The following is a 12,572-nucleotide window of genomic DNA, read 5'->3' on the forward strand; positions in this document are numbered from 1 at the left end:
TAAGGACATGGATGAGAAACGAACAAAGACCATAGCTCGCCAGAGGGTTGGGCTAAGACGCGATTGTCATAATTATTTAATGGTTATGCGAGCGCGTTATATCGTGCCTTAGCGACTTTTCTCCAGCCCGCAGCCGCCGCGGTGTTTAGCACAGGCCTTGGCAGGCATCAGTCATTTGCGTTTCGACGTTGCCAGGTCGAAGTCGCTGTCTATACTCAGATTCGAAAGACATGACCTGATGGAACCGGACTGGGCTACGGCAAGGCGAGGTTGCGGCAGTTAAAGTCGGTTTTTAGCAGCTGCTCCCTTGGCCGCAGGCACAGCCGGCGGGATAACAAGAACGATAAGGGGAACCCGCAATGATGCGACATCCACGAGTCTGGGTGGGACTCCTGCTGTGGTCGGTATTCAGCCAGGCGCACGCCGCCTGGACAGTGAATATGGCGCCTGGCGCCACAGAGGTCAGCCACGCAGTTTTTGATTTGCACATGACGATCTTCTGGATCTGCGCCGTCATTGGTGTAGTGGTGTTCGGCGCGATGTTCTGGTCGATGATCGTCCATCGCCGCTCCACCGGTCAGGTGGCGGCGCACTTCCACGAAAGTACGACGGTAGAGATTCTCTGGACCGTGGTGCCCTTCGTGATTTTGGTGGCCATGGCGATTCCGGCGACCAAAACGCTGATCGACATCTACGACAGCAGTGAGTCGGAGCTGGATGTCCAGGTCACCGGCTATCAATGGAAGTGGCACTACAAGTACCTAGGCCAGGACGTTGAGTTCTTCAGCAACCTGACCACACCTTCCGAGCAGATCCACAACCAGGCCCCCAAAGACGAGCATTATCTGCTGGAAGTCGACCAACCCCTGGTCGTGCCGGTGGGTACCAAAGTGCGCTTTCTGATTACTGCCGCGGATGTGATCCATTCCTGGTGGGTGCCGGCGCTGGCGGTGAAGCGCGATGCGATCCCAGGCTTCGTCAACGAAGCCTGGACGCGGATCGAGCAACCCGGTCTCTACCGTGGGCAGTGCACCGAGTTGTGCGGCAAGGACCACGGCTTCATGCCGATCGTGGTTGAAGCAAAGTCGAAAGAAGATTTCGCCACCTGGTTGGCCGCGCGCAAAGAAGAAACGCTCAAGCTCAAGGAGCTGACCAGCAAGGAGTGGACTCGCGAGGAGCTGGTTGCGCGGGGTGACAAGGTCTATCACACCACCTGCGTGGCCTGTCACCAGTCTGAAGGTCAGGGCCTGCCGCCGATGTTCCCGGCGCTCAAGGGCTCGAAGATCGCCACTGGACCGAAGGAAGACCATCTGAAGATCGTCTTCAACGGCAAGCCCGGAACCTCTATGGCTGCATTCGGCAAGCAACTGTCGGAAGTCGATATCGCCGCGGTGATCACCTACGAGCGCAACGCCTGGGGTAACAACGTCGGTGACATGGTCACCCCGAAAGATGTGTTGGCCCTCAAACAGGCTGAGGAATAGGAATAATGACTATGAATGCCGTGAACGAGCATCCCGAGCATATTCACCTGGGCAGCGAGCAGGACCACCATCACCACGGGCCGGCCAAGGGGCTGATGCGCTGGGTATTGACCACCAACCACAAGGACATCGGTACGATGTACCTGTGGTTCAGTTTTGCGATGTTCCTGCTCGGCGGTTCGATGGCCATGATCATTCGCGCCGAGTTGTTCCAGCCCGGCTTGCAGATCGTCGAGCCGGAATTCTTCAACCAGATGACCACCATGCACGGCCTGATCATGGTCTTCGGCGCGGTGATGCCGGCCTTCGTCGGTCTGGCCAACTGGATGATTCCGCTGATGGTCGGCGCGCCGGACATGGCCCTGCCGCGGATGAACAACTTCAGCTTCTGGCTGCTGCCGGCGGCGTTCACGCTGTTGGTCAGCACCCTGTTCAGTGCCGGTGGCGGGCCGAACTTCGGCTGGACCTTCTACGCGCCGCTGTCTACCACCTACGCGCCGGAAAGCGTGACCTTCTTTATCTTCGCCATCCACCTGATGGGTATCAGCTCGATCATGGGCGCGATCAACGTGATCGCCACCATCCTCAACCTGCGTGCTCCGGGCATGACCCTGATGAAGATGCCGCTGTTCGTCTGGACATGGCTGATCACCGCGTTCCTGCTGATCGCGGTGATGCCGGTGCTGGCCGGTTGCGTGACCATGATGCTGATGGACATCCACTTCGGCACCAGTTTCTTCAGTGCCGCCGGCGGCGGCGACCCGGTGTTGTTCCAGCATGTGTTCTGGTTCTTCGGCCACCCCGAGGTGTACATCATGATCCTGCCGGCCTTCGGTGCGGTCAGCGCGATCATTCCGGCGTTTTCCCGCAAGCCGCTGTTCGGCTACACCTCGATGGTCTACGCCACGGCGAGTATCGCTTTTCTCTCGTTCATCGTCTGGGCGCACCACATGTTCGTGGTCGGCATTCCGCTGGTGGGCGAGCTGTTCTTCATGTATGCGACCCTGCTGATCGCCGTGCCCACCGGGGTCAAGGTGTTCAACTGGGTGAGCACCATGTGGCAGGGGTCGCTGACCTTCGAGACGCCGATGCTGTTCGCCGTGGCTTTCGTCATCCTGTTCACCATCGGCGGCTTTTCCGGGCTGATGCTGGCCATCGCTCCGGCGGACTTCCAGTACCATGACACCTACTTCGTGGTGGCGCATTTCCACTATGTATTGGTGCCGGGGGCGATCTTCGGCATCTTCGCTTCGGCCTATTACTGGCTGCCGAAGTGGACCGGCCACATGTACGACGAGACCCTCGGCAAGTTGCACTTCTGGCTGTCGTTCGTCGGCATGAACATGGCCTTCTTCCCCATGCACTTCGTTGGGTTGGCGGGCATGCCGCGGCGGATTCCGGACTACAGCTTGCAGTTCGCTGACTTCAACATGATCTCCTCGATCGGTGCCTTCAGCTTCGGCGCCACGCAGTTCCTGTTCCTGTTCATCGTCATCAAGTGCATCCGTGGCGGTAAACCCGCCCCGGCCAAGCCCTGGGATGGGGCGGAAGGCCTGGAGTGGACAGTGCCCTCGCCGGCGCCTTACCACACCTTCACGACGCCGCCGGAAGTCGAAGTGAGTCGCTGATGAGCGAAGCCCTGAGTACAGGTCGCCTGGTTACCCGTCTGCTCATGCTGGTGGTGGTGATGTTCGCTTTCGGTTTCGCCCTGGTGCCGATTTACGACGTGATGTGCAAGGCGTTCGGCATCAATGGCAAAACCTCCGGGGTCTATGCGGGCACGCAGATCGTGGACGAGCAGCGTCAGGTGCGGGTGCAGTTCCTCGCCACCAACGCGGCCGACATGGTCTGGGGGTTCCATCCCGAGGCGGACGACCTGGTCGTGTACCCGGGGGCGGTCAACGAGATGACGTTCATCGCCCACAACCCGACCGATAAGCCGATGACGGCCCAGGCCATTCCCAGCGTGGTGCCGTCCGAGGCGGCGGCGTACTTCCACAAGACCGCATGCTTCTGTTTCACCCAGCAGGTGCTGCAACCCGGTGAGCGCGTCGAGATGGTGGTGCGTTTCATCGTCGACCGTGACCTGCCCAAGGATGTGTACCACCTGACCCTCAGTTACACGCTGTTCGATATCACTGCACGTCATCCACCCGTTGCCAGCAACGGCGGATAACGAAGGAGAATAATAATGACAACCCACGAGCAGTATTACGTCCCGAGCCAGAGCAAGTGGCCGATCATCGCCACCTTTGGCATGTTGATCACGGTGTACGGCCTAGGCACCTGGTTCAACGACCTCAAAGCCGCGCGGCCGGACTCCCACGGCCCACTGATTTTCTTCGTCGGCGGGCTGCTGCTGGCCTACATGCTGTTCGGCTGGTTCGGCACCGTGATCAAGGAGAGCCGCTCCGGTCTCTACAGCGCGCAAATGGATCGCTCATTCCGCTGGGGCATGAGCTGGTTCATCTTTTCCGAGGTGATGTTCTTCATCGCCTTTTTTGGCGCGCTGTTCTACGTGCGCACCCTCTCCGGGCCTTGGCTGGGCGGCGAAGGGGCGAAAGGTGTGGCGCACATGCTCTGGCCGAACTTCCAGTTCGCCTGGCCGTTGCTGAATACCCCTGACCCCAAGCTGTTCCCCGCACCGAGCGCGGTGATCGACCCGTGGCACCTGCCGCTGATCAACACCATCCTGCTGGTGAGCTCCAGCGTGACCGTGACCTTCGCCCACCATGCGTTGAAGAAGAACAAGCGCGGCCCGCTGAAGGCCTGGCTGGCGCTGACGGTGTTGCTCGGCGTGATCTTTCTGGCGCTGCAGGCCACGGAATATGTCGAGGCCTATGAAGAGCTGGGGCTGACCCTCGGTTCGGGGGTCTACGGTGCGACCTTCTTCATGCTCACCGGTTTCCACGGTGCGCACGTGACCATTGGCGCGTTGATCCTGTTCATCATGCTGATCCGCATCATGCGCGGGCACTTCAATGCCGACGAGCACTTCGGTTTCGAGGCCGCCAGTTGGTACTGGCACTTCGTCGATGTGGTTTGGGTCGGGTTGTTCACATTCGTTTATGTGCTTTGACGCAGGTTTGTCGGCCCGGGTGCGAGCTCGGGCTACCAGGTGACATGCGAGACCAGTTGCCCGCTGTAGAAGCCCCAGGCCACCAGAGCCAACGTGAGGGCTGCAAGGGTGACGCGTACGGTGAGGGCGTTGACCACGCGGGAGGTGTGGCCTTGGTCCTTGACCAGAAAGAACAGACCGCTGAACAGACTGACTACGGTTGCCAATAGCATGAAGACGATCGCCGCTTTGAGCATGGCGTGACTCCTGGATGTGGGGTGGGGAATGCAGTTCAGTATAGCCAGTCGCACGGGTGGATTCGGGAGGGCTGCATGAGCCGCTTCCGACCCGGTCTGGCGCCAACCCTGGTGGTCCTGGCGCTGCTGCCGCTGTTGATCGCCCTGGGGTTCTGGCAACTCTCCCGCGCGGCGGAAAAGCGCACCCTGCTGGCCAGTTATGAAGCGCGGCGCACGGCCGAACCGATCGATATCGTCGCGTTGGAGCGCAATGCCGATCCAGCGTACCGACGCGTGCGTCTGTATGGCCAGTTCGACCCGCAGCACAGCCTGATGCTGGACAACCGCACCCGTGACGGGCAGGTCGGCATCGAATTGCTGCAACCCTTCTACGACCAGGCCAGCGGTCTCTGGGTACTGCTCAACCGTGGCTGGCTGCGCTGGCCGGATCGGCGCATTGCGCCGCTATTCGACAGCTCGGAGGCAGCGCAGAGCCTGACTGCCTGGGTTTATGTACCGCCGGGGGCGGCCTTCCAGTTGCAGGCCGACCCCATCAGCGGCGAGTGGCCACGGTTGATCACCGCAGTCGAGCCGCGTCGCGTCTGGGAACAATTGGGGCGTGCCGGGCTGCCCTACGAGTTGCGCCTGGAACCCGGCCCCGCGGCCTACCAGGCGGACTGGGCCATCGTTGCCATGGGCCCGGAAAAACACCTGGCTTACGCCGTGCAGTGGTTCGCCCTCGCGGCGGCGCTGTTCGTCTTGTTTATTTATCTCGGATTGCACACTGCATCTGTGGGTGCACAACGCGCAGGAGAACCTTCATGAATTCAGCTACAACCCTGTCCGACCCTTCCCCCAGCCGTCGTCGCGGGCGCTGGCAGTTACTGCTGCTGCTCGGATTGACCATCGGGCCGATGGTTCTGGCGACCGCCATGTACCAATGGCGCTTCTGGGTGCCGGATGGGCGCAATTTTCACGGTGAGTTGATCGGCAACGGTCAAAGCCGCGCGGACCTGGGGGTGCAGGCCAGTGCGGACAGCCGTTGGCAGATCCTGGTGACCGCCCCGCAAGACTGCGCTGAAGATTGCCGCCAGCTCGTCTACCTGGCGCGGCAACTGCAAATCGGCCTTGGCCGCGAAGCCGGGCGCGCCACCCATGCGCTGGCCAATGCCCAGCCACTGGCGGAGGACTACAGCGCCGAATTGGCACGCGAATACCCCAGGCTCGAACGCCTCTCCCTGGATGCACAGGCCTACGACAAAGCCACCGAAGGCGGCAGCGCGGCGCAGCTCTGGATCGTCGACCCGCACGGCAACCTGGTGCTGCGTTACGACGCCAGAGTCAAGGGCAAAGCGGTGCTGAATGACCTTCGTCATCTGCTGAAATTGTCGAATATCGGCTAAGGACACATCATGGCCAAACCCGGATTCCGCCTCGCCTTGCTGGCCACTGTGCTGGCGGTGGTCGTGGTGCTGCTCGGCGCCTACACCCGGCTGACCCATGCCGGCCTCGGTTGTCCGGACTGGCCAGGCTGCTACGGCTTTATCGGTGTGCCGCAGACCGAGGTGCAGCTGGCCCACGCCGAGCAGCATTACCCGCAGGCGCCAGTGGAGGTGCAGAAGGGCTGGAACGAGATGGTGCACCGCTACTTCGCCGGCAGCCTGGGCTTGCTGATTCTTGGCCTGGCCATCCTCGCGCTGCGGCGTCGCGCTCAGCCGGAGCAACCGTTGAAACTGCCGCTGCTACTGCTCGGCGTGGTGATCGCCCAGGCCGCCTTCGGCATGTGGACGGTGACCTTGAAGCTCTGGCCACAGGTGGTCACCGCCCACCTGCTCGGCGGCTTCACCACCCTGGCCTTGCTGTTTCTCCTGACCCTGCGCCTCTCCGGCGGTTTGCCTGCGCAGCCCTCGGTGCCGCCGCGTCTGCGTGGTCTGGCGGCCCTGGGGCTGCTGCTGGTGATCGGCCAGGTCGCTCTGGGTGGCTGGGTCAGCTCCAACTACGCGGCAGTGGCCTGCGTCGATCTGCCCACCTGCCATGGCCAGTGGTGGCCGGCGGCGGACTTCGCCAACGGTTTCCACCTGACCCAGCATATCGGCCCCAATTACCTCGGTGGCCAGCTCGACAGCGATGCGCGCACGGCGATTCACCTGACTCATCGCCTGGGTGCCGTGGCAGTGACGCTGGTGCTGCTGGTACTGGCCTGGCAGCTGCGCGGTGCGGGGTTCTCACGACTGGCCGGGTTGCTCGTACTGGCCCTGGCCGTGCAGGTCAGCCTGGGCGTGAGCAATGTATTGCTGCACCTGCCGCTGGCCGTCGCCGTCGCCCATAACGGCGGCGGTGCGGCTTTGCTGCTGGTGCTGGTGCTGGTCAATTACCGTTTGCGCAGCAACCGGCTCAAGCGGCAGCGAAGTTCCGTCGGGTGGGTCAGCCGCGAAGCGGTGTAAGCCACCAGTGGGTCAAATTAAAACGGTGGGTTACGTCCTTCGGCCTAACCCACTCTACAAATAACAAGAAGGAGAGACGCCATGGCCACTCTACTCAGCGAACAGCACAGCCAAGCACTCTGGCGCGACTACCTGGAGCTGACCAAGCCCAAGGTCGTGGTGCTGATGCTGATCACCTCCCTGGTCGGCATGTTCCTCGCCACCCGTGCCGGTGTGCCCTGGACCGTGCTGCTGTTCGGCAACCTCGGCATCGCCCTGTGTGCGGGCGGCGCCGCGGCGGTCAACCATGTGCTGGATCGGCGCATCGACGCGCTGATGGCGCGCACCCACAAGCGCCCGCTCGCCGAAGGCCGGGTCTCGCCCGCCGCGGCATTGGGGTTCGCGCTGTTCCTCTCGGTCGCCGGGCTGGCGATCCTGCTGGCCTTCACCAACGAACTGACGGCCTGGCTGACCCTGGCTTCGCTGCTGGGGTACGCGGTGCTCTACACCGGCTTCCTCAAGCGCGCCACGCCGCAGAACATCGTCATCGGTGGCTTGGCTGGCGCTGCGCCGCCGCTGCTCGGCTGGGTGGCCGTGACCGGGCATCTGAGTGCCGAGCCGTTGCTGCTGGTGCTGATCATCTTCGCCTGGACGCCACCGCACTTCTGGGCCCTGGCCATCCACCGCAAAGCGGAATACGCCAAGGCCGACATCCCGATGTTGCCGGTGACCCACGGCGAGCATTACACCAAGGTGCATATCATCCTTTACACCCTGGTGTTGCTGGCGGTCAGCCTGCTGCCCTATGTCATCCACATGAGCGGGATGCTCTACCTGGTTTGCGCCCTCGGCCTGGGCGCCCGCTTCCTGTACTGGGCCTGGGTGCTGTACCGTGACAGCAAGCCGCACGCAGCGATCAACACCTTCAAGTACAGTATTTACTACCTGTTCCTGTTGTTTATCGCCCTGCTGCTCGACCACTATCTACTTCTGAACCTCTGAATTGTTGAGCCTATGACCCGTACCCAAATTACCGTTTTCGTTCTCGTGGCATTAGTAGCGCTGGTGCTGGGCCTGACCGTACACAAGGTGCTCAACGGCAAGAGCCAGGGCGACCCGGCGGCGTTGATCGATGCCGGCATCATTCTGTTGCCACAAAGCCGCACGCTGCCGGACCTGAGCCTGAGCAACCAACTCGGTGAGCCGGTCGCCGTCGATCAACTCAAGGGCAAATGGAGCCTGCTGTTCTTCGGCTACACCTTCTGCCCGGACATCTGCCCGACCACCCTGGCCCAACTGCGCGAACTCAAAGGCAAGATGCCGCCAGAGGCGCTGAACAACCTGCAGGTGATCCTGGTCAGCGTCGACCCGCAGCGCGATACGCCGGTGCAGCTCAAACAGTACCTCGGCTATTTCGACCCGGCCTTCCAGGGCCTGACCGGTGAGCTGGCGAGTATCCAGAAGCTGGCGAACGCGGTGAGCATTCCGTTTATCCCAGGCGATACCAGCAAGGAAAACTACACCGTCGACCACAGCGGCAACCTAGTCATCATCGGCCCGGATGGCACCCAGCGCGGCTTTATTCGCGCACCCTTGAACAACCTCAAGCTGGCCGTGCAGTTGCCGATTCTGTTGCAACGCCAAGATTGATCCAAAGCTTTCGCGCATAAAAAAGCCCGCTCGGATGAGCGGGCTGTTTGCTTACTGCTTTAACTCAGAACGCCGGGACGATCGCACCTTTGTACTGCTCCAGGATGAATTGCTTCACCTCCGGGCTGTTCAGGGCTTTGGCCAGTTTCTGCATGGCTTCGGAATCCTTGTTGTCCGGGCGGGCGACCAGGATGTTCACGTAGGGCGAGTCGTTACCTTCGATCGCCAGGGCGTCCTTGCTCGGGTCGAGCTTGGCTTCCAGGGCGTAGTTGGTGTTGATCAGCGCCAGGTCGACTTGGCTGAGCACGCGCGGCAGGGTCGCGGCTTCCAATTCGCGCAGCTTGATGCCTTTCGGGTTCTCGACGATGTCCTTCGGCGTGGCGAGGATGTTGTGCGCGTCCTTCAGTTTGATCACCCCGGCTTTATCCAGCAGCAGCAAGGCGCGGCCGCCGTTGGTGGCATCGTTGGGGATCACCACGGTAGCGCCCTGCGGCAGTTCGGCCAGGCTCTTGATCTTGCTCGAGTAGGCGCCGAAGGGTTCGACGTGGACCCCGGCGACGCTGAGCAACTGGGTGCCTTTGCTCTTGTTGAATTCATTCAGGTACGGCTGGTGCTGGAAGAAGTTGGCGTCCAGGCGCTTCTCGGCCACTTGCACGTTCGGCTGCACGTAGTCGGTGAAGACTTTGACCTTCAACTCCACGCCTTGCTGGGCCAGGGCCGGTTTGATGAATTCGAGGATTTCCGCGTGCGGCACCGGTGTGGCGGCGACGGTCAGGGTGTCGTTGGCCTGGGTGGAGAATGCCGCCACGGCGGCGAAAGCAGCGAGTAGTTTTTTCATCGTGTGCTCCTTGTGGGATGTCAGTCAGGGCGGCGGATAGCCGAGGTTTTATTTTCTAGAGAAGTGCACCACCAGCTTGTCGCCGACGGTTTGCAGAATTTGCACCAGCACCAGCAACAGCACGACGGTGACCACCATCACATCGGTCTGGAAGCGCTGATAGCCGAAGCGGATTGCCAGGTCGCCGAGGCCGCCGGCGCCGACCACCCCGGCCATCGCCGTGTAGGACACTAGGGTGATGGCGGTGACCGTGGTGGCGGCGAAAATGCCGGGGCGGGCTTCGGGCAGCAAGGCATTGAGGATGATTTGCCGGGTGCTGGCGCCCATCGCCTGAGTGGCCTCGATGATGCCGCGATCGACCTCGCGCAGCGCGGTTTCCACCAGCCGCGCGAAGAACGGCGTAGCACCGACCACCAGCGGCGGAATGGCGCCGGCCACACCCAGCGAGGTGCCGGTCAGCAGCACAGTGAAGGGGATCATCACGATCAGCAGGATGATGAACGGCAGCGAGCGCAGCACGTTGACCACCAGCGAAAGCAGCGCGTACAGGGTCTTCTGCTCGAACATCTGCCGTGGCCCGGTGAGGAACAGCAGCACGCCCAGCGGCAGCCCCAGCAGGAGGGTGAACAGCAGCGAACCGCCGAGCATCAGCAGCGTGTCGAGGGTCGCCAGCCAGATTTCATACCAGTCGACGTTGGTGAAAAAAGCCAGGAGCGCATCCATCAACGCAGTACCTCCACATGCACGTCGGCTGCTTCGAAGCGCGCCAGGGCCTGCTCGAAACTGCCGCCGGTGAGGGCCAGGGTCAGTTGCCCGTAAGGGGTTTGCTTGATGCGGTCGATACGCCCGGCCAGGATGCTGTAATCCACCCCGGTTTCGCGCGCCACGGTGCCGAGCAGCGGCGCATAGGTCGCGTCGCCCTGGAAGGTCAGGCGCAGGATACGCCCCGGCACATGGGCGAAATCGTCGCGCTGTTCGCTTTCGTCGATCTGCTCGGCCTCCTGCACGAAGCGCTTGGTGGTCGCGTGCTGCGGGTGCAGAAACACCTCGGCCACCGGGCCTTGCTCGACGATCACGCCGGCGTCCATCACCGCCACGCGGTCGCAGACCCGGCGGATCACGTCCATCTCGTGGGTGATCAGCACGATGGTCAGGTTCAGTTCGCGGTTGATCTGCGCCAGCAGCTCCAGCACCGAGGCCGTGGTTTGCGGGTCGAGGGCGCTGGTGGCTTCGTCGCAGAGCAGGATCTTCGGCTTGGTTGCCAGCGCGCGGGCGATGCCGACCCGCTGCTTCTGCCCGCCGGACAGTTGCGCCGGGTATTTCCTCGCGTGCTCGCTGAGGCCGACCCGTTCGAGCAGCTCGGCGACCCGTTGTTCGATTTCACGACGCGACAACTCGCCGGCCAGCTTCAACGGCAAGGCGACATTGTCGGCGACGCTTTTCGAAGCCAGCAGGTTGAAGTGCTGGAAGATCATCCCGACTTGCTGGCGGAAGCGCCGCAGGCCCTTGGCGTCCAGGGCGGTGACGTCGTCGCCGTCGATCCGGATGCGCCCGCCGGAGGGCTCTTCCAGGCGGTTGATCAGGCGCAGCAAGGTACTTTTGCCGGCGCCGGAATGGCCGATGATGCCGAACACTTCACCACGGGCGATGCTCAGGTCGGTGGGCTGCAAGGCCGGAATATCGCGCCCACTGACGCGGTACGCCTTGTGGACGTGGTGGAAGTCGATCACGCGTTAAACCTTTTGGGCTTGTCGATCTGCCGGGTAGGCATAAGGGGGCGCTAGTTTACCCGGCACTTAATAGGCCGCAAAAATCTTTGTAGGCCTATGGCTATAGCGAAAACGTATTAGGGCCGGCGAAGGAGCAGTCCATGACCGTGAGACCAGGCCAACACTCCCGCTCTGGAGGGTCGCGGCCATGGGCCGCTCCTACCACGTCCTTCGTCAACCCTTGCGCTGCGGGCTGAGCAGCAGACGCGGCACCTGCTCCGGCTTGATCACCTGCGACAAGCGCGGGCTGAAGCCCGGGGCGATTTTCTTGATTCGCGCCGAGAGCAAGGCGGCCACCCAAGGGAAATCCTTGGCCTGGCGAACTTCGATGCGCACCGCGCAGTTGAAGGCCACCACATCGGCAGCGACGGCATCGAGCAGGCTGCGCAGGCGTTCATTGTCCTGGGTGTCGAGCATCGGCAGGGGGATCACGCTGCTACTGGCCGCCGGGTCGATCAAGCGGGCCACGGGTGTGCTCGGCGCCGCCACGGGTACTTCTACCGGCGTGCTGCTGGGGACTTGTGCGGCTTTGCTGGCGGCGGCTTGGCGTTCGGCGGCCAGGCGCTGTTGCCGGGCTTGTTCGGCGCGCGCGGCGGTTTCACTGGCGACAGCGGCTTGCGCGGCGTGGTTACGGGCCTGCTCGGCGGCGCTCAGCTCGGCGGCGCGGGCCTGGGCAATGGCGCTATCCAGGCCGGTGGTCAGTGCCGGGGCTTGCGGCATAAAGCTGCGGGCATGGCTCAGGGCCTTGGCGGCGGTATCCAGGTCGCCCTTTTGCAGTGCGCTTTGGCCCTGTTGCAGATAGGCCTCGGCCAGTTGGCGTTGGTATTGTTCCAGGCGCGTATCGCCAGCGGCACGCTGTTGCAGCGCGTCGAGCTGGCTTTCGGCGATGCTCAGTTGGCCGCTGGCCAGGCTCTGGTCCAACTGGCGGAACGCCGTGATCAGCTCATCGGTCGGCACCAGCGTATTGTTTGACGGGCTCTGGCATGCGGCTAACAGCAGGGAAATCACCACAATGGGCAGACAACGGGAGGCGAACGGCTTCATTCCTGCAACTCTCAGATGGCGCAAAACCCGCGAGTCTACACCGCGCGAGGGGCTGGAACCAAACCTCGGC

General features: G+C 62.4%; 14 protein-coding genes. 9 read left to right on the top strand and 5 right to left on the bottom strand.

Annotation, left to right across the window (positions count from 1 at the left end):
* Positions 1–359 precede the first annotated feature (359 nt).
* Genes coxB through AC3IYG_RS00495 form a run of 4 tightly spaced genes read left to right on the top strand, consistent with a single transcriptional unit; the run spans position 360 to position 4,563 of the window.
* On the top strand, positions 360–1,484 hold the full coding sequence (coxB, locus tag AC3IYG_RS00480) for a cytochrome c oxidase subunit II (RefSeq protein WP_489311771.1): 1,125 nt from the start codon (positions 360–362) through the stop codon (positions 1,482–1,484).
* 11 nt (positions 1,485–1,495) lie between these two features.
* Positions 1,496–3,112: a cytochrome c oxidase subunit I gene (ctaD, locus tag AC3IYG_RS00485; protein WP_489313990.1), complete on the top strand. Its 1,617-nt coding sequence runs from the start codon at positions 1,496–1,498 to the stop codon at positions 3,110–3,112.
* On the top strand, positions 3,112–3,660 hold the full coding sequence (locus AC3IYG_RS00490; protein WP_489311772.1) for a cytochrome c oxidase assembly protein: 549 nt from the start codon (positions 3,112–3,114) through the stop codon (positions 3,658–3,660). The genes ctaD and AC3IYG_RS00490 overlap by 1 nt, the downstream gene beginning before the upstream one ends.
* A gap of 15 nt (positions 3,661–3,675) precedes the next feature.
* Positions 3,676–4,563, top strand: a complete 888-nt coding sequence (locus tag AC3IYG_RS00495; protein ID WP_489311773.1) for a cytochrome c oxidase subunit 3 — start codon at positions 3,676–3,678, stop codon at positions 4,561–4,563.
* Positions 4,564–4,595: 32 nt separating this feature from the next.
* Here AC3IYG_RS00495 and AC3IYG_RS00500 read toward each other — a convergent pair whose 3' ends face one another.
* Complete coding sequence (locus tag AC3IYG_RS00500; protein WP_489311774.1) at positions 4,596–4,799, bottom strand: twin transmembrane helix small protein; 204 nt, start codon at positions 4,797–4,799, stop codon at positions 4,596–4,598.
* A gap of 75 nt (positions 4,800–4,874) precedes the next feature.
* Between AC3IYG_RS00500 and AC3IYG_RS00505 the strand changes: the two genes are divergently transcribed.
* From AC3IYG_RS00505 to AC3IYG_RS00525, 5 genes are all read left to right on the top strand, one after another.
* Complete coding sequence (locus tag AC3IYG_RS00505) at positions 4,875–5,603, top strand: SURF1 family protein (protein WP_489311775.1); 729 nt, start codon at positions 4,875–4,877, stop codon at positions 5,601–5,603.
* Positions 5,600–6,181 (top strand): hypothetical protein, encoded by a 582-nt coding sequence (locus tag AC3IYG_RS00510; RefSeq protein WP_489311776.1) that lies wholly within the window; start codon positions 5,600–5,602, stop codon positions 6,179–6,181. Before AC3IYG_RS00505 ends, AC3IYG_RS00510 begins: the two co-directional genes overlap by 4 nt.
* 9 nt (positions 6,182–6,190) lie before the next feature.
* Positions 6,191–7,222 carry a COX15/CtaA family protein gene (locus tag AC3IYG_RS00515; protein WP_489311777.1) on the top strand — a complete coding sequence of 344 codons (1,032 nt, stop codon included), beginning with the start codon at positions 6,191–6,193 and terminating at the stop codon, positions 7,220–7,222.
* 81 nt (positions 7,223–7,303) lie between these two features.
* Complete coding sequence (gene cyoE, locus AC3IYG_RS00520; protein WP_489311778.1) at positions 7,304–8,203, top strand: heme o synthase; 900 nt, start codon at positions 7,304–7,306, stop codon at positions 8,201–8,203.
* Between the two features lie 12 nt (positions 8,204–8,215).
* Entirely contained in the window at positions 8,216–8,851 is a 636-nt protein-coding gene (locus AC3IYG_RS00525) for an SCO family protein (protein ID WP_489311779.1), read from the top strand.
* Between the two features lie 64 nt (positions 8,852–8,915).
* On the opposite strand, the gene AC3IYG_RS00530 is transcribed toward AC3IYG_RS00525, so the two are convergent.
* From AC3IYG_RS00530 to AC3IYG_RS00545, 4 genes are all read right to left on the bottom strand, one after another.
* Entirely contained in the window at positions 8,916–9,689 is a 774-nt protein-coding gene (locus tag AC3IYG_RS00530) for a MetQ/NlpA family ABC transporter substrate-binding protein (protein WP_489311780.1), read from the bottom strand.
* 48 nt (positions 9,690–9,737) lie between these two features.
* Positions 9,738–10,412: a methionine ABC transporter permease gene (locus AC3IYG_RS00535; protein ID WP_489311781.1), complete on the bottom strand. Its 675-nt coding sequence runs from the start codon at positions 10,410–10,412 to the stop codon at positions 9,738–9,740.
* Positions 10,412–11,419 carry a methionine ABC transporter ATP-binding protein gene (locus AC3IYG_RS00540; RefSeq protein ID WP_489311782.1) on the bottom strand — a complete coding sequence of 336 codons (1,008 nt, stop codon included), beginning with the start codon at positions 11,417–11,419 and terminating at the stop codon, positions 10,412–10,414. The genes AC3IYG_RS00535 and AC3IYG_RS00540 overlap by 1 nt, the downstream gene beginning before the upstream one ends.
* Positions 11,420–11,632: 213 nt before the next feature.
* Positions 11,633–12,502, bottom strand: a complete 870-nt coding sequence (locus tag AC3IYG_RS00545) for a PA5502 family lipoprotein (RefSeq protein ID WP_489311783.1) — start codon at positions 12,500–12,502, stop codon at positions 11,633–11,635.
* Positions 12,503–12,572: the final 70 nt, after the last annotated feature.

The organism is Pseudomonas sp. KH_027, assembly GCF_057838565.1.